Source organism: Floridaenema flaviceps BLCC-F50, assembly GCF_041929275.2.
GTDB lineage: Bacteria > Cyanobacteriota > Cyanobacteriia > Cyanobacteriales > Aerosakkonemataceae > Floridanema > Floridanema flaviceps.
Genome location: NZ_JBHFNR020000002.1, coordinates 1,684,422 through 1,706,895 on the forward strand (window position 1 = coordinate 1,684,422; position 22,474 = coordinate 1,706,895).

Below are 22,474 nucleotides of genomic sequence, written 5' to 3' on the forward strand. Positions count from 1 at the left end.
AGCAACTTAAATGACTAAAACTTATGCCCTTGTCCATGAATGGTTGACACCCAAAGCTACTGGGGGTTCAGAACTAGTTGTTAAAGAAATTTTAAAGTATATTGATGCCGATCTTTATGCCTTAATTGATTTTGAATCGACAAATCCAGAAAGTTATTTATTTGGGCGTTCTATAGGTAAGACTTTTTTACAAAATTTCCCGTTGGCGAGAAATGGGGTACAGAAATATTTGCCTTTTTTACCTTTGGCGATCGAACAATTAGACTTAAGAAACTACGATATTATTCTTTCTTCTTCCCATACCGTTGCTAAAGGAGTAATTACCACTCCCCAACAATTACATATTTGCTACTGTCATGCCACAATGCGTTTTGCTTGGGATTTGACTTTTGATTATCTGGCTCAAAGTTTTATGGGGCAAGGTATTCAGGGAATGATGACACGCTATTTGCTGCATAGACTCCGCCAGTGGGATGTTTTAGCGGCAAATCGAGTAGATTATTTTATTGCTAATTCTGAGCATACAGCTAATCGAATCTGGCGTTATTATCGCCGGAAAGCAGAAGTGATTTATCCGCCTGTAAATATCGATCGCTTCCCCTACCAAACCAAAAAAGAAGATTATTATTTGATAGTCTCCCGCCTAGTTAGTTACAAAAAAGTCAGTTTAATTATTCAAGCCTTCAATCAGCTAGGACTACCGTTAATCGTAATTGGTACCGGGCCCCAATTGCCAAAAATGCGCCAACTAGCACAGCCTAATGTACAGGTTTTGGGTTTTCAGCCAGATGACGTAGTAGAAAAGTATATGGCTAATGCTAAAGCTTTTGTATACGCTGCTTATGAAGATTTTGGCATTGCTCCCGTAGAAGCGCAAGCTTGCGGCACACCAGCGATCGCTTTTGGCGCAGGAGGTACCTCCGAAACAGTGCGGGATATTCGCCAACATCCTGACAGTGGCACAGGGATATTGTTTGCCGAACAATCAGTCACAGCAATAATAGACGCAGTTAAGACCTTTATTGCTTACGAAGGGAAGTTTAATCCTGAAGTAGCGCGAGATCAAGCCGCCAAGTTCTCCCCAGACATCTTTAAACAGCGTTATTTGGAATATGTCGATCGTTGTTGTAGCCGAAAGCAAAAGGCTCCAAGAAAGTTTTGAGTTTTAAGTTTTGAGTTTTGATTTCAAGAGTCCCCTTGTCTCCTTGTCCCCTTGTCTCCTTGTCCCCTTGTCCCCTTGTCCCCTTGTCCCCCTGCCCCCCTGCCCCCCTGCCCCCCTGCCCCCCTGCCCCCCTGCCCCCCTGCCCCCCTGCCCCCCTGCCCCCCTGCCCCCCTGCTCCCTGCCACCTATTTCCCATTTCCTAGTCTTAGCTTTATGATGTGGACTGTGTGTGGTGTGAAGTAGTGTAAGGAGTACAATGACTGCCGAAAGCCCTTTTGTCTCCCCCAGATTATTTCGGGGGTTGAGGAAGCTTAGTTTCCAGCCACTCCGGCTCGAAGGCGAAAACCGAAATCTATCTGTAAAGATTTTCTCTCGGGATCTTGCCAAGCGCAGCTTTGATATTGTTTTTTCTCTCGCTGTATTGATTTTGTTTGCGCCCGTCTACCTGCTTTTGGCTTTGTTGATAGCCATCATTTCCCCTGGGCCAATTTTTTATCTTCAGACACGCATTGGTAAAAATCACCGACCTTTTAAGTGTATAAAATTTCGCACTATGGTTACTAATGCCGATGAAGTTTTGCAAGATATGTTAGCCAGACACCCAGAACTTCGCCAAGAATATGCAGATAATTTCAAACTAAAAAATGACCCAAGAATTACCTGGATTGGTAAATTTCTCCGAGTCACAAGTTTGGATGAATTTCCGCAATTCTTGAATGTTTTAAAAGGAGAAATGAGCGTCGTTGGGCCAAGACCGCTAGTACCTGATGAACTGTTTATGTATGGGAGATATATCGATAAGGTATTGACTATAAAACCAGGAATTACAGGGATTTGGCAAGTTTCAGGACGGAATGATATTCCTTACGATAAACGAGTCAAAATTGATGTTTACTATGTCAATAACCGCAATCTTTTATTAGATTTATCGGTGATTTTCAAGACGATTGGTGTAGTGCTGTTTCCTACAAATAACGGTGCTTACTGAAAAATTAGTTGAGCTTTTTTCGACAGTAGAGACTAAGTTAAAAGTGAAAGGGGAAAGGTTAAAATATTCTTTTTTCCCCTTCGATTGAGTTTACCTGTAAGTAGGGGTAGAATAAGTAATTATTTTTCACTCATTTTTACGTAAAAGCTCTGAGGCTTAATGGCTAATCTATGAAAATTTAAGAAATTTGCAAAAAATTTGCAAATTTTACACATAGACTTGTTAATTTGCTCACAGAGTTTGGGTTAACTTAAGTTAAGGAGTGAAAAACCATCAGATAAAGTTCAAGGAAATTAAAGAAGATGACTAACAGAAAGCGGGCCCTACTCACTGGTATTACAGGTCAAGATGGTTCTTATTTAAGTGAATTCTTACTGGAACAGGGTTATGAAGTTCATGGGATCATTCGCCGGACTTCTACGTTTAACACCGATCGCATCGATCATATCTATGTAGATCCACATAACGAGTCAGCGCGGTTATTTCTGCACTACGGCGACTTAACTGATGGCGTGACTCTACGCCGCATTTTAGAAGAAGTTCAGCCAGTAGAAATTTTTAACTTAGGAGCACAATCCCACGTCCGCGTCAGCTTTGACTCTCCAGAGTATACAGTTGACAGCGTGGCAATGGGAACCTTGCGCCTGTTAGAAGCGATTCGGGACTATCAACATCGGACAGGGATTCAAGTTCGCTTTTATCAAGCAGGTTCTTCGGAGATGTTTGGTAAAGTACAGGAAATTCCCCAAAAAGAGACAACACCTTTTTATCCCAGAAGCCCTTATGCTTGCGCTAAAGTGTATGGTCACTGGCAAACTGTAAACTATCGTGAATCTTACGGTTTGTTTGCTTGTAATGGAATTTTGTTTAACCATGAAAGTCCACGTCGTGGCGAAACTTTTGTGACACGCAAAATTACCAGGGCGATCGCACGCATTGTAGCTGGAAAACAAAAGAAAATCTACTTAGGTAATCTCGATTCTAAACGGGACTGGGGCTACGCTAAAGATTATGTCAGAGCTATGTGGTTGATGTTGCAACAAGACCAACCAGATGATTATGTAATTGCTACGGGAGAAACTCACTCCATCAAAGAGTTTTTAGATTTAGCATTTGGCTTTGTCAATTTAGATTGGCAGAAATATGTAGAATTTGATGAACGTTATCTGCGTCCTGCGGAAGTAGATATCCTGATTGGCGATCCTACTAAAGCTAAACAAAAATTAGGTTGGGAACCTTCCGTAACTTTCCCAGAATTAGTAGAGATAATGGTAGAAGCAGATTTGCAAGCTTTAGGTTTGGAATTACCAAATGGTCATTCACATAAAGCAGCACGAGATATTGCTACCGTTCGCCAAGATGCAGTTGCGATGATTGAGTAAGCAGTTTCAGCCCCGACAGCAGAGGTCAACATTATGACAGAATTAGATTTGAAAGATAAACGGATTTTGGTCACTGGCGGGGCAGGCTTTTTAGGCCGCCAAGTGGTGCAAAAATTAACACAAGCTGGTGCAGATCCGCAAAAGATTACAGTACCAAGATCTCGTGATTACGATTTGCGATCGCTAGAAGCTTGTCAAAGAGCAGTCGATCAACAAGATATCGTCATTCACCTAGCAGCCCACGTTGGCGGTATCGGTTTAAATCTGATTAAACCAGCCGAATTGTTTTATGACAATTTAATGATGGGTACGCAATTAATTCATGCCGCCTATCAAGCTGGAGTCCAAAAATTTGTCTGTGTCGGCACAATTTGTGCTTACCCTAAATTCACCCCAGTACCATTCAAAGAAGACGACATTTGGAATGGTTATCCTGAAGAAACAAATGCACCTTATGGCATTGCCAAAAAAGCTTTATTAGTGCAACTTCAGTCTTATCGGCAACAGTATGGGTTTAACGGAATTTACTTATTACCTGTGAATTTGTACGGCCCTGAAGACAATTTCGATCCAGTAAGTTCGCACGTAATTCCAGCTTTAATTCGCAAAGTTTACGAAGCCCAACAACGGGGAGATAAAGAATTACCAGTTTGGGGTGATGGTAGTCCTAGCCGAGAATTTCTCTATTCCGAAGATGCGGCACAAGGTATTGTTATGGGCACTCAATTCTATAACGAATCTGACCCCGTAAACCTGGGAACTGGTTATGAAATTACCATTCGTAACCTCGTAGAATTAATCTGCGAATTGATGGAATTTCAAGGCGAAATTGTCTGGCAAACTGACAAACCAAACGGTCAACCACGCCGTTGTTTAGATGTGGAACGGGCAAAGCAATCCTTTGGTTTTCAAGCGCAAACAGATTTCCGCGAAGGTTTGAAAAAAACGATCGATTGGTATCGTCAACACGCTGAATAATTGTAGGCGAATTTGAAAAGAGCGATCGCATTTCTTCCAGAGTGCGATCGCTCTTTTGTACGTTGTTGCGCTTGGGCGCTAAAGCATTTTTGGGCGATCGCACTTGCAATTTTTATCTCTTTCTCATAATGACTGGGTTTGTTCCGTCGCATTTAGCCCAGATGGACAAATTCTTGCTAAGGTAAACTCGAATTACCCGACGCAATGTTAAAAAACTCTAAATGAATAAATACGTAAAATCCGATCGCATCATCTAAGATTATAATATCGACACAAACCATCCATCAAAAAAATAACATAATGACTATAGAACAAGCTGTACTGGAAAAATTGCGGGAATTACCCCCAGAAAAGCAACAGGAAGTCCTGCAATTTGTCGAATTATTACAGCAATCTGAAATTGCGCCTCCCACAGAGGATGAATTGGCAAAAGCTAAAGATATAATTGCTAGGGGATTAACTCGTGCAATGAACACGCCACCTCGTCCACCAGAGGTTATTTGGGCAGAATTTGAAGCCGTTAGGTCTAGAATAGCCGCAATGAAAAATGTTTAAGGTTGTCATAGATACTTCGGTTTTTGTTGCTGCTATTCTCTGTCAAACGCCAAATACGCCGCGTCAGGTACTAGATAGTTGGTATCGAGGTGATTTTACATTAATTATGGCACCTCAGTTATTGGAAGAATTAGTTGTAGTGCTTTTGAGACGGCGAGTTTCCGATACCGATATAGAGGATTTAGTCGCAGCTATAGGCTCAACAGCATTGTATATCCCTGGCGCTTATGAAGCTACGCGACTAGATACAATCGATCCAGACGATAATAAGTTCTTAGCTGCTGCTTATGAAGCAAAAGCTGACTATTTACTCTCCCTTGACAATCATTTACTGTCTATCAAATACTATCACGGTACGCAGATATTAACTCCTGTTTTATTTTTACAAGCATTATCACGCGAGAATATTTAATTATCGATCGCGCATATCAACAAACCTAAAATTAGTCTGTCTTATTCGCAAAAATAATAGGTAAAGCTATTGACTAGGTTAATTTTTTTATGATAATATGATATAGACGAGGAAGAACTATCATTAAATATTTAATTGCCAAATATTTCCATTATTTAAATAATACAGCAAAAAGGGAAGAAAGTAAAGAACGATCGCCCCTTTTCCTGTTTTTTTCCACAATGATGTATAAAATAATGTATATAGCAAGTAAGCAAAAATATGTCTGCTAAAATACGCAAGCAAATTTATATTGAACGCCATCAAGAAAACCTGCTAAAAGCGATCGCCCAACAAACGGGAATTAGCGAAGCAGAAATTATTCGTCAAGCGATCGATCTGCATATTGCTTCGATTCCAGTTTCCCAAACAAATTTAGCAGCTTGGGAAGCAGAGAAAGAATTTATTAACAGCATCAAAAACCGCAATTCCCTACCAGGAGGGCGAAACTGGCAAAGGGAAGAACTCTATTGAACGGTAAAATTTTGCTCGATACTAACATTTTCGTCTATATCCTTTTAGTGATAATTTTGAGTTGGATTAAAGGACGAAGAAAGAGAAGAAAAAACGATCGCACCTTCCAAAAAAGCGCGATCGCACTTGCAATTTTTATCTCTTTATCATATTATGTATATGTGGGAAAATATGCGCTCATATATACTGAAATTTTCAAACAAAAACTTTGTTCAAAAAGGCAAAGCTAACCCATAAAATCTAGAGATATGAAAGCCTACGAATTTCCAGCCAAAGTCACAGCCGAAGGTAAACTCGAATTACCCGACGCTATGTTAAAAAACCTTACCCCTAATCAACAAGTGAGGATAATTATCTTAGTCAATGAACTTGTTGATATAGAGGAAGATGAGGAAGAAAAAGAAGCGGCAGATTGGGCGCGTTTGGGAACAACACAATTATTCGCTGGTTACAGTGACGAAGATGCTATCTACGATAATATTTGAATTATGGAAAATTATCAGCCGGGAGAGGTTATCCTATTATCGTATCCTTTTACTGATGTAACTGGAGTGAAACTGCGACCAGTTTTGGTACTTTTAGATACTGGTGACAATGACATTCTAGTAGCACGGATTACCACTAAAATAACTCACACACTTTACGATGTTCAAATTTTAGAATTTCAAGTAGCAGGTTTACTCAAACAGTCAGTAGTTCGGCTACATAAAGTTAACACAGTAGAAAAGAGTTTAATAAATCGTAGATTAGGAATGTTGGAATCTAGCGATTGGGAGAAAGTGCGTGACAAAATCAGACAAATTTGGTCTTCTTTCTAAGATTAAGCAAAATTGAGAAGCATCGCTTATTAAAGTAAAAAGAGAGGAAATAATAAAAAACGATCGCACCTTCCAGACAAAAAAGTGCGATCGCAACAACTCATTCACCTGAATCTAAAACTTGAAAACCCGGCAAATTTAAGGGTATAAACCGCGATCGGCTAAAGCTTGAGCCACACGACCTACACCCAAAGTATAAGCCGCAACTCGCAGTGGAACTTGCCGCATTTTCGACTCTTGAATAACTCGATGGTAAGCATGAACCATCAAATTTTCCATTTCCTTATTCACCCTTTCTTCATCCCAAAAAACGTAAGAAAGTCCTTGCACCCATTCCAGATAACTAACTACTACACCACCAGCATTAGCTAAAATATCTGGTAGTACAGTTACACCGCGATTTTCTAAAGCTCTATCTGCTACTAAAGTTACAGGGCCATTAGCAGCTTCTACTACAATTTGTGCTTGCACTTCATGAACATTATCTTCAGTAATTTGGTTTTCCAAAGCTGCCGGAATTAAAACATCACAAGGTAAGGCCAATAATTCAGCATTAGTAACAGCTTTTGCACCCGGAAAACCAATTACACTGCGATGATTATTTAGAGAATAAGCTTTTAATGCTGGAATATCCAAACCTTCAGGATCGAAAACTCCCCCAGTAGCATCGGAAACAGCAATTACTTTCGCACCCTCTTCATGCAGCAACACCGCCGCCGCACCACCAACATTACCAAAACCCTGAATAACTACTGTTGCACCCGCCAAGGTTTTCCCCCGTTCCGCCATTGCTTCCCGGACAATAATCATTACACCCCGTCCGGTTGCCATTTCCCGACCCCTAGAACCACCAATGGAAATAGGTTTACCTGTGACTACTCCAGGTACAGCATGACCGACATTCATTGAGTAAGTGTCCATCATCCACGCCATTTCCCTTGCAGATGTACCGACATCAGGCGCAGGAATGTCAATAGCAGGGCCAATATCTTTAATTAATTCGCTAGTATAACGCCGAGTAATACGCTCCAATTCTCCAACACTGTAGCGTGCGGGGTCAAGCGCAATTCCGCCTTTTGCACCACCGTAAGGGATACCGACTAAAGCACACTTCCAAGTCATTAGCATTGCTAAAGCTGATACTTCGTGCAATGTGACATCAGGATGGTAACGAGTGCCACCTTTATATGGCCCTAAAACATCGCAGTGTTGCACCCGATGTCCCGCTAACACTTCCACTCGACCATTATCCAGCTTCACTGGAATGGAAACTGTGACGACTTTGCGGGGGTGACTCAACACTTCCAGCAAACCTTGATCCAAATGTAACTCTTTTGCCGCTTGGTCTAAGTAACTGCAAGCTTGGTCAAAGGGACAGATAAATGCCGGAGATGGAGTTTCTAAAGGTCGTAATGATGAGGAAACCATAAGTATTTATTCCTAATTATGTATCGCAGCGAACTATGTATCTATCCGTAGAGTAACCTAAAATTTTGGAAAAAAAGATAAAAGTGTAGTTTTTGTTACAAAATTTTAGAGTGATTGATGGTAGGTAACATGGGGGAGAAAATTCCCTAGAGAAAAGTTGTTGATTTTGGCTTTTAGCTGGGAAAATGAGACGTAGCAGTGTCAAAATCTAAACTACTGGCTGATGATGGTACTGAACCTGGCTAAGGGTATGATTTTCGCCCATCTTGAAGAAGGTGCTGCAACCTGCTTTGTTCAAATCCACTTCAGATTGTTGTAAAAAAATAGTCAATGATTGTGTGTTTAGGTGTTACCCTGCACATCAGCAAAAGCAAAAGGCAAAGGGAATCAGTAAACAATTACTCTGAGGATTTCCATTTTTGCCCGATCGCTTTTGAAATTTGACTTTCTGAGGATATCTATCATCACTATGGCGAAACGGTACGTCCGTATTCAAACGAACAAAGGACAAATTTACTACGGGTTATTGCAATTAAACCGCAGTGTGATTGTTCTAGATGCACCACCTTGGTTACAAGGTCAACCAACTGACACTGAGTTAGATCCAGACAGTTATCAGCTTTTAGCTCCTTGTGCGCCTTCAAAAGTGGTAGCAGTGGGGAAAAATTATGTGAAACACGCAGCTGAAATGGAGTCAGAAGTTCCCAAAGAACCTTTGCTGTTTTTGAAACCATCAACTGCGGTGATTCCGACGGAGACAGAAATTTGGTATCCACCGCAAACGCAAAGGATGGATTATGAAGGGGAGTTAGCTTTAATTATTGGCGATCGCACCATAGATTGCACCCCACAACAAGCACAGGCAAAAATTTGGGGCTACACCATAGCCAACGATGTCACAGCCAGGGATTTACAAAAGCGAGACAATCAATGGACAAGAGCCAAAGGATTTGACACCTTTTGTCCTTTAGGCCCTTGGATTGTGCGAGAATTGACTCCTGGCGCTCGATTGCAGACCTTTGTCAATGATGACCCACAGCCCGTACAATCAGCTTCTGTGGAGGAAATGGTTTTTAGTCCCGATCGATTGGTATCTTACATTTCCCAAGTCATGACTTTGCTACCTGGAGACGTGGTTTTAACTGGGACTCCTGCGGGAATTGGGCCTTTAAAAATAGGCGATCGCGTCCGTGTAGAAATTGAGGGAATTGGTTACTTAACTAACACAGTAATCCAAAGACCAGTAACGAATCCCACCAATGTTTCTCAAAGCAGCAAAAATGATTAACGGACTTGCATATAAACAGCTTCCGAAATTGTGGGAATCTCAGCATAGCGTCCCATCAGGGATTGGATTACTGAGTAGAAAAATGCTGCCACAACTCCTAAAAAGATTGTGGTCATGAGAGTTTCCATGATAAAGGGAGCATTGCTTAAAACAGGAGCTAAAATGTATCGAAGAATCAAACTGCACAAAGACAGCACAATTCCAATCAGAATTGCCTGCATAGTGTTAAACCGAATAAAATGAGCAATTCTTTCGTTCCTCACCACCAAAAAATACAACCCTAAAAACAGAATTAGTGAACCGAAGCCAAAGAAAGAGCTGTTCAGCATTATATAAATTACCAACAACGGTTGCAGTGGCAAAACAAGAATGCTTAAGATAGGAAATTGACTAAAAAAAGGTCTACTAAATATCAATAACCCATCCATCAGTGGTAAAAGATAGGGTAAGCTAGCAAAAATGCGATCGGCAACCGTCGTAGTTCCCCGCCAACTCATGTGAGAATTCTCCTGCGCTAAAGGTGCATATAAGTTCACTCTAGCAACAATTCCTGTAAAAGAAGAAGTCCCAGGTTGACTGGGGACTTTTTACCTAGTTTACGCTGGGGATTCAAAGTAGCACTCCCGACAATTCCACTGGCTATGGCTATGCTAGTGGCTAAAAAAGTACGTCGTGTTTTTCTTCTAGTCATAACGATCGCGCTTTATTTAGCTATCCCAACTAGGTTATAACTTAACATAGCCATTTTCTTGCTAGGTGCAAAACTTAGCTATCTAAGTAAAAAAATTCACCTATCTTACTTTGGCAATAATCCAAATTGCGTGGACTATTCCGGGAATATAACCCAGGAGTGTTAAGAGGATATTTATCCAAAAATCTTTACCCAAACCAACTTGTAAGAACACTCCTAAAGGCGGTAAAAAGATAGCGGCAATGATGCGGATGATATCCATAAGTATTTCCTTTGTTTTGTTCTTAAATTGCTATCTCGATTTTAGCGACGCTATTGGGTTGCATCTTCTTCCGAATTACACAGATCAAAACAAAGGAGCAGACTTATAGTTCATAAAACCATAGACAAATATTAATGGTCTTATTTTGGAGGTGTGACCCTCACTGGGCAAACTACAATGCCCTCTATCCCATTACTTTTAAGTGTTTGGGACTGCTTTTCTTGAGCTTTGTCTTTAATTACCTCTTGTTAAACATTTCTACTTGTCCTAGACAGAGGCGCTGTCCTTTTAATAACCGAGTAGGCAAGGACGCTTGTGTGACCCGAATCTCACGGCAAGCTTAACAGTCTTTGGCTTTTAAGGCTTATATATTAATTGTACATCAATCTTTCGTTGTTTTCTTTATCAACGAAAGACTACTATTGATAATATTTGACTATACTTTGAGTGAAGTTTTACAATACAACTTTAGAGTTAACGCATTGCGATCGTACACTTTTTTCTCAAAGTCTAGATGTTGGCTTTAGGAATAACCAACTGACAAAAAAGAAGGAAGCTGTAAACAATTGGGTAATGTCGATCGCTGACAAATACCCATCTGCTAGGGAAGCTATGGTGCGATCGCAAATTCCAAACAACCAAGAAGAAATCCCAATAAACCAAATTCCACTCTTCAAACGACCTAAAAATCGTCCTATCTCCGATTTCTGCTCTTTATTCATGACTTATCCGCCTTTTTTTGGCAATTTCTCCTGCTGGGACAGGAATGCTTACTTTTTCTCAACCCGATGCCTATCCCTGAAACAACTCAATATTAAGAAGTGTTTTAACTACTTGACATAATTCCAAAGATATACATTAAAGATTGTAACGAAAATAACGTTTACTGTCCACAAACAAATAATCTGCCTTTGGACATAGTTTGTGCTACTCGTAAAATGAGCCTTTAGCCAGAAACATTTTATTTTGTGTAAAATCCCAGCATTCTTTCCGGTTCTGCTGCTGCGCCACTTTCTAACCAAGAAATTGCTTGTTCTTCTGGTTTAGCAGGATTAACCCAGACAATATTTCGGACTTCTTCCACTTGTTCAGCTGCTTGATGAAAAAGTTTTCTTACTACTTCATCAAGAGAAACGATAATTTTATCTGTCACCAGTGCTGCTTCAATCAAGAGTAAATCTTTAACCATTGCCTCGCGTTGGTTGTCGAACTCGGTAAAATCTTCAACTCCTTTCCATAATTCATCATTTATTACAATATCGTTTCGATATTCCAGCTTCTTTTTTGCTACCATTCTGCTACGCCATGTCCGTGAAAAATTTGATTGATGTTTATCCCATTCTTTTCGGATATCTGGTGTCATCACAACTCGATGAGAGATATCGAAAACAGCAAGCAAAAAATCTCGACAGTCTTTTGATTTCCCGATCGCACTCTCTCCACCAGCAGCACGCGCAACAGAGGCATCAATTACCAGCAGCTTAGAGACTTTTTCTATCATCTTAATTATTTATCAACCGAGCCTCTGCTGCATCCAAATAACGACTTTCTAATTTCAAAGAAACATCGCTAAAATCTTCGGGCCAATCTCCAAAAGCTCCCGCTGCATCTAAATCAGTACTGCTAACTTCTGTAACCCCATCTTCTCGCCGTTTAAACCAATGAAGTTTTACCAAATCAGGCGATAATTTCCCCTCTGCAACTAAAGATTGAACTGCTAATAAAAGTAATTCGCTGTGAGTTTCTAAAACTACTCTGACACCACGATTCGCCGCATCAGCTAATATTTCCGCTAACGCAACTTGAGCGCGAGGATGCAAGTGAATTTCTGGTTGTTCTAGGTAAACTAATCGTCCTGGTTCTGCTACTAGCAAAGCAACTAAAACAGGCAAAGTTTGTGATACACCTAAACCAACATCAGCAATACTAACCATATCACTTGCTTCACTACTACGAGGCAAACGACCTACACGCAATTCAATCTGTACATCGTTCAGCTGTTTGGCATCAACTTTCCAAGTTAATCCTAGTTTTTCCAAATCTGCTTCTAATTTTATAAGTCGATCATCTTCTGTATTTTGCCAATGACTGATTACGCTGGCAACATAATTCTCAAAAGTACCAGGAAACTCCTGACCAACAGCTGTAGTATTGTAACTCCGTTCGGGATTTCCTCTTAACCCAGGAACATGGATTAAACGACGAATTTGTTGTTGAAAATTACTAGAGAGTGTGGAAGAAAAAAGTAACCCGTTGCCTTGTTGAACTTCGAGAAACCCACGTATTCTACTCACATTCCATCCTTCTGGGATCATACCTCTTTCTTGCAGCCAATATGGAAGTATTTTGAGCAATTCTTGATGATTCATGTCTGGTGAAATAGTGATTTCATCATCAACTATGTGATCAACTATGTGATACGTTGAGCGAACAACTTGAATCCCTTGTTTTGGTTGTTTAGTGAATGTACTAATTAAAAAATCAGTACCGAGATAATTTTCCATGTCAATTTTGACAGTAAAACTGTCAGAGTGATTCTTTCCAGACAATTTGGATAAAAGCTGATCTGCTGAAGTAAATTTAACATTAGGGCCATTGAGTAGCAGCGCACCTGGATCATAGCTGGCTTCCAGAGTTTGCTTTAGTAGCAGTAATGGCTGCATAATACTGGATTTACCTGAACTATTAGCACCTGCAAGTATTGTTAGAGGACGCACTTCGATGCTGCACTCTTCGTAAAGAGACTTATAGCCATGTACTGAAATGCGATCGATTCCCTGTCCAGAAACTATAAAACCATTTTTTGAGGAATTTGATTCGCTCATAATGTTGTGTTTGTGTTTGGGCTGCTAAATACCATAATATGATTTAAACCTAATTCATTGATTGAATTTAGCTGAATGGCGATCGCAATTGATTTTGGTACTAGCAACACTGTAATTACTCGCTGGAACCCAGTCACCCAGCAACCAGAAACCTTGAATTTACCGGGAATGTCTGTCACCTTGGCACAAAATCCGCCCTTAATTCCCAGTTTGCTTTATGTTGAAGATGCTTATGCTGGTAATGTTGTAGTTGGACAGGCGGTGCGCGATCGGGGTTTGGATGTGAAAACCGACCCTCGCTTTTTCCGCAGTTTTAAACGGGGAATAGGTGCAGATATTCAAGGTTTTCTCCCCGAATTAGATGGGCAAATTGTTACTTTCGAGAAAGTCGGACAATGGTTTCTCACTAATATTATTGAAAAGTTACAAGAAACTTTGCCCGATGTCGGTCAATCTTTAATATTAACTGTTCCGGTTGATAGCTTTGAAGCTTATCGTAATTGGTTAGGTGAAGTATGTAAAACTTTGCCAGTCGAACAAGTGCGGATTCTAGATGAACCAACCGCAGCAGCTTTAGGTTACGGAATGAAGGATCAACAAATTATTTTAGTTGTTGATTTTGGTGGGGGAACGCTGGATCTTTCCTTGGTACGTTTGGATAGTACCTCTGCTAAAAAACCTGTAGGTTTTATTTTGAAATGGGGGCAAAAATCCCTAGCAGAAAATTCTGGTCAAAAGGTGAAAACTGCCCGTGTAATTGCTAAAGCTGGGCAAAATTTAGGCGGTACAGATCTTGATAATTGGTTAGTCGATTACTTTGTTAAAACACAGGGAATAGAAGCGACACCTTTAACAACTCGTTTGGCAGAAAAGTTGAAAATCCAGCTTTCTTTGCAAAGACAGGCGAGTGAGGTTTATTTTGATGATGAAACCTTTGAAAGTTACGAATTGGAATTAGACCGCGATCGCTTTGAAACCATCCTCAAAGAACAGCAATTTTTTGATAGATTGGATGATTCCATGACCCAAGTTTTGCAGCAAGCAAGGCGACAAGGGATCGAAGTTGCTGATATTGATGCAGTTTTGTTAGTCGGTGGAACAGTACAAATTCCTGCTGTGCAAACGTGGGTACAACAATATTTTGATGTTTCAAAGATTCGTTGTGAAAAACCTTTTGAAGCGATCGCGCAAGGTGCCTTACAACTCACTCAAGGTATCGAATTAAAAGACTTTCTTTATCACAGTTACGGAATTCGTTATTGGGATCGCAAACTGAATCGTCATAATTGGCATTCTCTCATTAAAGAAGGGCAACCTTATCCAATGAGCGAACCTGTAGAATTATTGTTAGGCGCTTCGGTGGAAAATCAACCCAGTATCGAATTAATTATTGGCGAATTAGGTACACAAACAGGTGCTACTGAAGTTTACTTTGATGGCGATCGCTTAGTTACTCGAAATCTTACCAGTGGAGAAACACAAGTAAAACCTTTAAACGATCGCCAAGGTGCCCGAACGATCGCCCAATTAACACCACCTGGATTTCCGGGAAGCGATCGGATTAAACTGCTATTTCAAGTTGATGGCGATCGTTTTCTCAGAATTACTGTCGAAGATTTATTTACTAATCAAACTCTATTAGAAAATCAGCCAGTAGTTCAACTTAGTTAATGTAAGCTAGAAGATCCCCGACTTCTTCAAGAAGTCGGGGATCTATGGCACTCCTAACGGCGAATTACCACTCTTGTTCCTGTGCCCGCCCAGCTAAATAATTGACGGGCTTGACCGACTGGTAAATTAATACAGCCATGACTAACTGGAGTACCAAAGCGATTATGCCAATAAGCCCCGTGAATCGCATAACCTCCAGAATAGAACATGGTATAAGGAACATTAGGAGCAACATATCCCCTTCCCCGCATTGTTTTTGCCCGATACTTTCTTTGAATTGCATAAGTACCGACACGAGTGGGAGTACCACGTTTACCACTAGAAATCCGAATCGAGTAAACCCTTCTACCATTTTGCCAAGCATATAAACGCTGGCTAGATAGGTCAACTTCAATCCAACGACCTGACCCACCCCCGCTTGACTTTGATGTAGCCGAAGTAGGTACAGACCAAGCAAATAAACTAGTGATAATTAACGCTAAACTCACCCAAAAAGCACTTGACCGACGTAACCAAGATAAACGAATGATTGTTTCCATAAATTCACTTCCTCCTTGCAATATAGATTAGTACACAACCTTAGAAAAGCAAATTAAAAATTTAAAACATAATCTTAACAAATTGCCAAGCCAAAGGAGCATGATTTTTGGCTTCCTTTGGCTTGATTACTGTTAACTTTGTAAAATTTTACGAGTCAGGCTTAAATCTTAATTACAAATCTAAAACAATCTTTCCTAAGTTTCCATTAACGACGTACTATTACAGGCGTTCCCACAGAAGCCCATTGGAAAATTTTCTCTGCTTCTGAAACTCGCAAATTTACACAACCATGACTAACTGGCGTACCAAAACGGTTATGCCAATAAGCTCCATGAATTGCATAGCCACCAGAAAAGTACATAATATAAGGAACATAAGGAACATTGTAATCTGGCCCTTGCATTCTACCAGATACTTGCTTGGATTGGACTGTAAAAGTACCCGTAATTGTAGGAGTGGCAGATTTACCAGTGGAAACGGTTAAAGTATAAACTTTATTTGCTCCTTCCCAAGCAATCAGTTTTTGTTCCGAAAGATCGACTTCAATCCAGCGTTTTTCTGACTGTTGCAATGTGGCAATTCTTTGTGCAATAATGCTTTCTTGGTTTCGCATACTTTGCGCTACTGTAGCTGGGATTGACCAAGAAAATAACGCCGCCAAAGTTAATGTTGTACTTACCAAAAAGCCGCTGCAACGACTTAAGGTAGTAATTCTGCTGTTCATAATTCGCTACCTCATTTCACAGAAGTAAACCTCTAAATTTAGGTTTTCTAGTTCTGAGGTATAACTACATTTTTGGTAAGTAAATTCCTGGTTTTTGAGACTGGGGACTAGGAGAGTTTTGAGTTTTGAGTTTTAAGTTAAGAAGAGAGTTGTAATTTAAATAATGTCCCCTTGTCCCCTTGTCCCCTTGTCCCCTTGTCCCCCAGTCCCCTTGTCCCCCAGTCCCCTTGTCCCCAGTCCCCAGTCCCCAGTCCCTAATCACCTAATCATGCACAACCACTGGTGTTCCGACACTCGCCCAATTAAATAACCATGCGGCGTGATTTGGTGCTACGTTAATGCAACCGTGACTGACTGGAGTGCCGAAACGGTTATGCCAGTATGCACCGTGAATGGCGTAGCCTCGGTAAAAGTACATGGTATAAGGTACATCAGGAACATCATAATCGGGGCCTGTCATTCTGGCGACGCGGTGTTTGGTTTGAATGGCGAAGGTTCCTAAAACTGTGGGGGTAGCTGTTTTTCCGGTGGAAACAGTTACAGCGTAAACTGGTTTTGTTCCTTCCCAGGCGATTAATCTTTGGTGGGAAAGGTCAATTTGAATCCAGCGTTGTTCTGTTTCTTGCAATTCTAAGATTTTATTAGCAATTTCATCGGCTTGTGCAGTTCTCGCCTCTGAGGTATTTGACCACGCGGGTAGTCCGGTGAAACTAATTACAGCACCGACTAATAATGCTCCTAAATAGCGTAACCAGTGGGAAGAAAAAGTTTTATTCATTATTTTTACCTCTCAGGATCGAGGATTTAACTTCATGTTAATCAAATTAATTTGTTGCATCAAGTTTTTCGCATTTGTGCTAATTGCTTGCCAATCTGCTTTATTAATTAAATTTTGGGGAAATAAATCACCTGCAAGTCCGACTGCGATCGCACCTGCTTGCAAAAACTCCAAGGCATTTTTTAAGGTTACTCCCCCAGTAGGAATTAAGGGAATATTTCCTAATGGCCCTTGTAAACTCCGAATATAGCTTGCTCCTCCTACAGCTTGAATGGGAAATACTTTTACACAACTAGCCCCCGCTTGCCAAGCGGTAACAATTTCCGTTGGCGAAAGTGCGCCTGGAACTATGGGAATATTCGCTTTAATTGCTGTTTGAATCAAGGTTAAATCAACGTGGGGAGTAAAGAGAAATTCTGCACCAGAGGCGATCGCCTTTTCCAGCTGTTCTAAATTTAATAAAGTGCCACAGCCTATTTGACAATCTGGTAATTCTGAGCGCAAATAACTAATAGTTTTTTCTGGGCGATCGCTATTCCAAGTAATCTCAATTAGTTTCATTCCTCCCGCTGCTACAGCTTTCGCCATTTGACAACCTTGCTCCCAATTTTGAGCGCGAATTACTGCGATCGCTCGTTCCTGCTGTAACACTTTTACCCACAATTTCCTAGACATTTTCATTCATTTACTTTCGGAAAAATTTTTGTATGCTAATATTTACTGATTCTTTTCCTAACTTCAACAGTTTTTCGTCAGCATTTATTTACCCAAATTAATTCGATCGACTTCCTAATCATTTGTTGAAATTTTTGATTGTAGCATTTTACGCGCCCAAGTCAAATAAAGATTTATTTACTGATTAAATAGATTCTAAGTAACTGTTTCCCCCGGATGACATACTGGCAAACAAAAGAAATAATTCCTTGGAAGGAGGTATCTAAAGGATTTTTTTTATAACATTATCTTGTAGATAGAGTCGAGGAAGTAAATTATGGCGTTAGCTAAGATTGAAAATTATTACCCTAATTACCGTGACGAACTATTTGATGGTGAAGATGTCAAGGGGATGGATGTTTATGCCGATCGCAGTGACGAAAAGATTGGTACAATTAAAGATGTTTTAGTTGACTATGAAACTGGTCGTTTCCGGTATTTTGTTGTAGACACAGGCTTTTGGGTATTCGGAAAAAAAGTATTACTACCTGTAGGTCGCTCTCGCATTGATGCTAACGCAGAACGCATTTATGCCGTCGGATTAACCAAAGAACAAGTAGAACAACTGCCCAATTTTGACGATCTTGAGAGAGTCGATTACGATTACGAAGATCAAGTAAGAGGAGTTTATCAACCTGAAGCTACTGTGCTACCAGTTGTTACTCCACAACCAACAGTTGCGGCTAATGTAGGTAGTACTTACGACTATGAACAACAGCCAAATTTGTATGGTATCAACGACAGCGATCATCAAAGATTGAGATTGTACGAAGAACGCTTAGTTGCTAACAAAATGCGCCACAAAGCAGGCGAAGTAGCAATTGGTAAGCGTGTGGAAACTGAAACCGCCAGAGTTTCTGTTCCTGTGGAAAAAGAAAGAGTAGTCATTGAACGGACTACTCCGGTAGATGCTGGAACTGCAACTAGTGTGAACGAAACTAACTTTAAAGAAGGCGAAATGGCACGCATGGAAATTTACGAAGAAGTGCCAGAAATTCGTAAAGAAGCCTTCGTGCGGGAAGAAGTTACTATTAGAAAAGAAGTCGAGCGGGAAAATGTAAGTGCAGAAGAAACCCTGCGTCGTGAAGAGTTGGATATCAACAATCAGGGTAGTTTGAAAGAAGAAACAATTCGTCGCCCTGAATAAAGTTTTCTTGGAAGAACTTTACGGGATATGGCTTTGCTAGAGCCAACACAGCTTACGCTACATTTGCCTTTTTAAAAGGTGGAAGCGTAAGCTGTTGTATTAGAAATTATTCAAATTAAATCTTTAGCAAATTATTGCCAATTATCAATAATTTAGCCAGAAGCAATCAGTTCCATCTCTAGGAAGAGGCAAATAAATAAGTGAATTTATTAAGTTAAGAGATATCAAATAAAATCGGTTAATGGAGATTAAGAATATGGCATTAATGAAACTGAAAGACTTCGATCCTAATTATGTCCAAACCTTTGAAGGTGACGACGTTAAAGGTTTTGGAGTTTATACCGAAGCTGATGAAAAAATTGGCTCTGTCAGCGATGTCTTAGTTGATGAAGAAGGACATTTTCGCTATTTGGTAGTTGATTTAGGATTTTGGATTTTTGGGAAGAAAGTTTTGTTACCTGTTGGTCTTTCTCGCATTGATTATAATGCCGAGCGCGTGTATGCCACCAATATGACCAGAAAACAAGCTGAGGATTTACCAGAATTTAACGAGCGCACTGTAGCAGATTACGATTACGAAGAAAGAGTCCGAAATGTATATCGCAGTTCTTACAATACTCCTGTAGATGCAGATTATGCAGTTTCTACTCCAGAAGCGATCGGTACTACAGGATATCGTAACTTCGATCGCAACAATTATAGTTACGAACAAGAACCGACATTCTTCGGAATGAACGAGCGCGATCACCAAACATTTAGACTCTACGAAGAACGATTAATTGCTAACAAAATTCGCCGCAAAGCAGGAGAAGTAGCAATTGGTAAGCACGTTGAAACTGAAACTGCTAGAGTTTCAGTTCCCGTAGAAAAAGAACGAGTGATCGTTGAACGCAGTACCCCGATGGATGCAGGGAGAGCAGTTACTCCGGGCGAAGCTGACTTCCGGGAAGGAGAAGTAGTACGCATGGAAATTTATGAAGAAACTCCCGACATTCATAAAGAAGCTTTTGTGCGTGAAGAAGTAACCATTAAGAAAGTAGTCGATCGCGATACAGTAGATCGCGAAGAAACAATTCGTCGGGAAAGATTAGATATCGATACTGATGGTAATCCGATCGTCGAACACACCGATCGCATTTGAGCAACTTGGAATCACGAGTTGTCAAAATCTTCACTGAAATGAGCGCTTAAAAACTACTCAGGCGGGGCAACATCAAGCTCTGCCTATACTTTTAACTAGAGTGTCATCAACTTAACAATGAGGGAAACAATGGATAATCAAACAGGAGCAAAAAAACCGGAAAGCGTGACACACAATCTCCGAGTTAAAGCTTTGTTAGCTAAGTTGAAAAACAAGCTACACAACTTCCGAGTTTTGGATAAAAAAGGTTTGTCAATAGGCATAATTAAGGATATCTACTTGAGTAACACTCGCCAAATTAACTTGCTGATATTGGCAACAGATTTGCCCCAGTCGTACACTTTTTCTCTGACAAGTAATCAGATTCAGCAAGTTGATTACCCGAATCAAGCCATTTTGACGAGTATTGATAAATCAGAGATTCAGCCAATTTTGGCATCCCCTGAACTTCCAACAACAGAGGAACAAGTTAACAAAACAAGTTTGCCTGATAGCTATGTCAACGATCCGGAAATTTCCGATTCATCCAGCACAGATGTTGTCGAAGAAGAAGTGATTCGTCTAATAGAAGAAAGATTAGTCATTAATCATCAAAAACGTAAAGTAGGCGAAGTAGTTGTGCGGAAAGAAATTGAAACTCGCATGGTAGAAGTGCCAGTTCAATATGAAAAACTGATTGTAGAACAAGTTAGTCCCGAACCCAAAATTATCGCCGAAGTTGATTTAGGTCAACACAGAGATGTTGCTACTACAAACAATGACATTGCTTTGAACCAAACTAGCACTAACAACACTGTCAAAGGAGAATTTGTTTCTCCGAAAACTGCCAGTCTTTTATTAGATGCTATTGCTAAACAAAAACATCATGATTGTCAATTAGTGCGAGTGGAAATCGTACTAGTAAGTTCCGAAAATCAAAAAACTTATCAGGAGTGGTTCGATCGCTGTTCTGGTACATAAACTTCTCTGGGCATCAATAATAAACTGAACAAACAAATCTCAATGGGGCATGAAATAACTTAACTGCCCCATTTTATTAGCCGGAAGTAGAGAAATTACTAGTACAGATGGGTTACTTATGATAGAATCAGTAGGATTAGGGTTGATTTTGGCAAGTTATCCTGTAAAAATACACAAAGAACTAAAGTTAGTTCAGCGTAAGTAAATAATCACAGAGTAATCAAAATTATTTGTTACTTTCCCTTAAACTGGTGCAAATTTTCGTAACACTGCTGAAATCATTAGCAAACAATGGTTCCAGATCAGATAATGTAGCTTGGAATAACAACGTTGGCAAATTCATAAGTTCTTCAGTTTGGGTGCAAACAGCGAGATTTTACAGGCAGAATCAGCTGAGATTAAGAATTTCTTAATTTATAGAAAAGGAGATAAGTTTAAATTAATGTTTACCCCACCCCGCCCTCCACTAGTTAACACTCGCGTCAGTCAAGCTGATTACGTCCGTACACTTACTATTACCCCCGACGGACAAACTTTAATTACTGGTGACTCTAAGGACATTAGAGTTTGGCATTTAGGAAATGGGAAATTGCTGCGGACTCTTCAAGGTCATTTAGAACCTGTGCGATCGCTGGCTATTAGTCCTGGTGGGAAAATTTTAGCCAGTAGTAGTAACGATAACACTATTAAAATTTGGTGTTTAGAGGACGGAAGTTTACTGCGAACAATCACAGGTCATTTGGGCGCAGTTTTGAGTTTAAAAATTAGTTCAGATGGGCAAACTTTAGTCAGTGGCAGTAATGATAATAGCCTGAAAGTTTGGAACTTAAAAGAAGGTAAATTACTGCGAAATATTACAGGGCATTCTGGTTCAGTAATGGCAGTCACTCTGAGCCCAGATGGAGAAAATATAATTAGTGGTAGTTTTGATAATACAATTAAAATTTGGCAAACCAGCAATGGCAAAATGCTTCGCAGCATTAAAGCACATGACAATTGGGTAGGTTCCTTGAGGATGAATCCTGATGGTCAAACCTTCGCTAGTGCTAGTTCTGACAAAACAATTAAAATTTGGCAACTTAAAACTGGTAAATTACTTGCTACTCTTAAAAGTCATTCTAATTGGGTAGATGCACTGGCAATTAGTGCTAATGGAAAAACTTTAGCTAGTAGCGGTTCTGACCAAACAATTAAAATTTGGCAATTAGGAAAAGATGGCAAACCCCATCCATCACCATTATACAATTTGACTGGTCATAGTGGGTCAGTTTTATCTCTAGCAATTAGTCCCGATAACCAAACTTTAGTTAGTAGTAGCGATGATAACACCGTGAGATTTTGGCAATTAAATACTGGTAAATTGCTGCGAATCCTCAACAGTAAAGATCGCGAATTGTTTTATTTTAGTAGTTCTGAGAAACCAGCTATGTTGAGTGATGATGATGACAGCACAATTAGAATGTGGCGGGTGCGTTAAAACAAACTTGTTTGTTTTAA

The 22,474-nt window shown here is 40.1% G+C and carries 26 protein-coding genes; 15 read left to right on the forward strand and 11 right to left on the reverse strand.

The window, feature by feature from the left end; genetic code table 11:
- The first annotated feature begins 10 nt into the window (after positions 1-10).
- The 4 genes from ACE1CI_RS27770 to ACE1CI_RS27785 all read left to right on the forward strand — a co-directional run bounded on the left by ACE1CI_RS27770 (position 11) and on the right by ACE1CI_RS27785 (position 4,510).
- A complete protein-coding gene (locus ACE1CI_RS27770; RefSeq protein ID WP_413262125.1) occupies positions 11-1,162 on the forward strand; it encodes a glycosyltransferase in 1,152 nt (383 codons plus the stop codon).
- Between the two features lie 256 nt (positions 1,163-1,418).
- Positions 1,419-2,150, forward strand: a complete 732-nt coding sequence (locus ACE1CI_RS27775; protein WP_413262265.1) for an undecaprenyl-phosphate galactose phosphotransferase family protein — start codon at positions 1,419-1,421, stop codon at positions 2,148-2,150.
- A gap of 302 nt (positions 2,151-2,452) precedes the next feature.
- Positions 2,453-3,532 carry a GDP-mannose 4,6-dehydratase gene (gene gmd, locus ACE1CI_RS27780; protein WP_413262264.1) on the forward strand — a complete coding sequence of 360 codons (1,080 nt, stop codon included), beginning with the start codon at positions 2,453-2,455 and terminating at the stop codon, positions 3,530-3,532.
- Between the two features lie 33 nt (positions 3,533-3,565).
- Positions 3,566-4,510, forward strand: a complete 945-nt coding sequence (locus ACE1CI_RS27785; protein WP_413262263.1) for a GDP-L-fucose synthase family protein — start codon at positions 3,566-3,568, stop codon at positions 4,508-4,510.
- Here ACE1CI_RS27785 and ACE1CI_RS27790 read toward each other — a convergent pair.
- Positions 4,495-4,662: a hypothetical protein gene (locus tag ACE1CI_RS27790; protein WP_413262262.1), complete on the reverse strand. Its 168-nt coding sequence runs from the start codon at positions 4,660-4,662 to the stop codon at positions 4,495-4,497. The two genes, ACE1CI_RS27785 and ACE1CI_RS27790, sit on opposite strands and share 16 nt — an antisense overlap.
- A 148-nt stretch (positions 4,663-4,810) precedes the next feature.
- Here ACE1CI_RS27790 and ACE1CI_RS27795 point away from each other — a divergent pair, with 148 nt between their 5' ends.
- The 5 genes from ACE1CI_RS27795 (at position 4,811) to ACE1CI_RS27815 (ending at position 6,808) form a co-directional block, all read left to right on the forward strand.
- Entirely contained in the window at positions 4,811-5,065 is a 255-nt protein-coding gene (locus ACE1CI_RS27795) for a DUF2281 domain-containing protein (protein WP_413262261.1), read from the forward strand.
- Entirely contained in the window at positions 5,058-5,477 is a 420-nt protein-coding gene (locus ACE1CI_RS27800; protein ID WP_413262260.1) for a putative toxin-antitoxin system toxin component, PIN family, read from the forward strand. The genes ACE1CI_RS27795 and ACE1CI_RS27800 overlap by 8 nt, the downstream gene beginning before the upstream one ends.
- A 261-nt stretch (positions 5,478-5,738) precedes the next feature.
- The gene (locus ACE1CI_RS27805; RefSeq protein ID WP_413262259.1) at positions 5,739-5,990 is read left to right on the forward strand and encodes a ribbon-helix-helix domain-containing protein; all 252 of its coding nucleotides are present in this window, start codon (positions 5,739-5,741) and stop codon (positions 5,988-5,990) included.
- A 248-nt stretch (positions 5,991-6,238) separates the two neighbouring features.
- On the forward strand, positions 6,239-6,475 hold the full coding sequence (locus tag ACE1CI_RS27810) for a hypothetical protein (RefSeq protein ID WP_413262258.1): 237 nt from the start codon (positions 6,239-6,241) through the stop codon (positions 6,473-6,475).
- Between the two features lie 3 nt (positions 6,476-6,478).
- Complete coding sequence (locus ACE1CI_RS27815; RefSeq protein ID WP_413262257.1) at positions 6,479-6,808, forward strand: type II toxin-antitoxin system PemK/MazF family toxin; 330 nt, start codon at positions 6,479-6,481, stop codon at positions 6,806-6,808.
- 138 nt (positions 6,809-6,946) lie between these two features.
- Here ACE1CI_RS27815 and ACE1CI_RS27820 read toward each other — a convergent pair whose 3' ends face one another.
- Positions 6,947-8,236 (reverse strand): Glu/Leu/Phe/Val family dehydrogenase, encoded by a 1,290-nt coding sequence (locus ACE1CI_RS27820; protein ID WP_413262256.1) that lies wholly within the window; start codon positions 8,234-8,236, stop codon positions 6,947-6,949.
- Between the two features lie 469 nt (positions 8,237-8,705).
- Here ACE1CI_RS27820 and ACE1CI_RS27825 point away from each other — a divergent pair, with 469 nt between their 5' ends.
- Complete coding sequence (locus tag ACE1CI_RS27825) at positions 8,706-9,524, forward strand: fumarylacetoacetate hydrolase family protein (RefSeq protein WP_413262255.1); 819 nt, start codon at positions 8,706-8,708, stop codon at positions 9,522-9,524.
- Here ACE1CI_RS27825 and ACE1CI_RS27830 read toward each other — a convergent pair.
- The 5 genes from ACE1CI_RS27830 to ACE1CI_RS27850 form a co-directional block, all read right to left on the reverse strand.
- Positions 9,521-10,021: a Tic20 family protein gene (locus tag ACE1CI_RS27830; protein ID WP_413262270.1), complete on the reverse strand. Its 501-nt coding sequence runs from the start codon at positions 10,019-10,021 to the stop codon at positions 9,521-9,523. The genes ACE1CI_RS27825 and ACE1CI_RS27830 overlap by 4 nt on opposite strands.
- A 294-nt stretch (positions 10,022-10,315) precedes the next feature.
- On the reverse strand, positions 10,316-10,477 hold the full coding sequence (locus ACE1CI_RS27835; RefSeq protein ID WP_413262254.1) for a YqaE/Pmp3 family membrane protein: 162 nt from the start codon (positions 10,475-10,477) through the stop codon (positions 10,316-10,318).
- Positions 10,478-10,980: 503 nt separating this feature from the next.
- Positions 10,981-11,199, reverse strand: a complete 219-nt coding sequence (locus tag ACE1CI_RS27840) for a hypothetical protein (RefSeq protein ID WP_413262253.1) — start codon at positions 11,197-11,199, stop codon at positions 10,981-10,983.
- A gap of 239 nt (positions 11,200-11,438) precedes the next feature.
- Entirely contained in the window at positions 11,439-11,978 is a 540-nt protein-coding gene (locus tag ACE1CI_RS27845; protein ID WP_413262252.1) for a hypothetical protein, read from the reverse strand.
- Between the two features lies 1 nt (position 11,979).
- Entirely contained in the window at positions 11,980-13,302 is a 1,323-nt protein-coding gene (locus tag ACE1CI_RS27850; RefSeq protein ID WP_413262251.1) for an AAA family ATPase, read from the reverse strand.
- A 75-nt stretch (positions 13,303-13,377) separates the two neighbouring features.
- Between ACE1CI_RS27850 and ACE1CI_RS27855 the strand changes: the two genes are divergently transcribed.
- A complete protein-coding gene (locus ACE1CI_RS27855; protein WP_413262250.1) occupies positions 13,378-14,973 on the forward strand; it encodes an Hsp70 family protein in 1,596 nt (531 codons plus the stop codon).
- 53 nt (positions 14,974-15,026) lie between these two features.
- Here ACE1CI_RS27855 and ACE1CI_RS27860 read toward each other — a convergent pair whose 3' ends face one another.
- From ACE1CI_RS27860 to ACE1CI_RS27875, 4 genes are all read right to left on the reverse strand, one after another.
- Positions 15,027-15,512, reverse strand: a complete 486-nt coding sequence (locus tag ACE1CI_RS27860; protein WP_413262249.1) for a L,D-transpeptidase — start codon at positions 15,510-15,512, stop codon at positions 15,027-15,029.
- A gap of 206 nt (positions 15,513-15,718) precedes the next feature.
- Positions 15,719-16,237: a L,D-transpeptidase gene (locus ACE1CI_RS27865; RefSeq protein WP_413262248.1), complete on the reverse strand. Its 519-nt coding sequence runs from the start codon at positions 16,235-16,237 to the stop codon at positions 15,719-15,721.
- 262 nt (positions 16,238-16,499) lie between these two features.
- Entirely contained in the window at positions 16,500-17,015 is a 516-nt protein-coding gene (locus tag ACE1CI_RS27870; protein ID WP_413262247.1) for a L,D-transpeptidase, read from the reverse strand.
- Between the two features lie 12 nt (positions 17,016-17,027).
- Positions 17,028-17,690 carry a bifunctional 4-hydroxy-2-oxoglutarate aldolase/2-dehydro-3-deoxy-phosphogluconate aldolase gene (locus tag ACE1CI_RS27875; RefSeq protein ID WP_413262246.1) on the reverse strand — a complete coding sequence of 221 codons (663 nt, stop codon included), beginning with the start codon at positions 17,688-17,690 and terminating at the stop codon, positions 17,028-17,030.
- A 316-nt stretch (positions 17,691-18,006) separates the two neighbouring features.
- Here ACE1CI_RS27875 and ACE1CI_RS27880 point away from each other — a divergent pair, with 316 nt between their 5' ends.
- From ACE1CI_RS27880 to ACE1CI_RS27895, 4 genes are all read left to right on the forward strand, one after another.
- A complete protein-coding gene (locus tag ACE1CI_RS27880) occupies positions 18,007-18,876 on the forward strand; it encodes a DUF2382 domain-containing protein (RefSeq protein WP_413262245.1) in 870 nt (289 codons plus the stop codon).
- 256 nt (positions 18,877-19,132) lie between these two features.
- Positions 19,133-20,017: a DUF2382 domain-containing protein gene (locus ACE1CI_RS27885; RefSeq protein WP_413262244.1), complete on the forward strand. Its 885-nt coding sequence runs from the start codon at positions 19,133-19,135 to the stop codon at positions 20,015-20,017.
- A 129-nt stretch (positions 20,018-20,146) separates the two neighbouring features.
- Positions 20,147-20,977, forward strand: coding sequence for a YsnF/AvaK domain-containing protein (locus ACE1CI_RS27890; protein ID WP_413262243.1), 831 nt, complete (start codon positions 20,147-20,149; stop codon positions 20,975-20,977).
- Between the two features lie 442 nt (positions 20,978-21,419).
- Complete coding sequence (locus ACE1CI_RS27895) at positions 21,420-22,454, forward strand: WD40 repeat domain-containing protein (RefSeq protein WP_413262242.1); 1,035 nt, start codon at positions 21,420-21,422, stop codon at positions 22,452-22,454.
- Positions 22,455-22,474 lie beyond the last annotated feature (20 nt).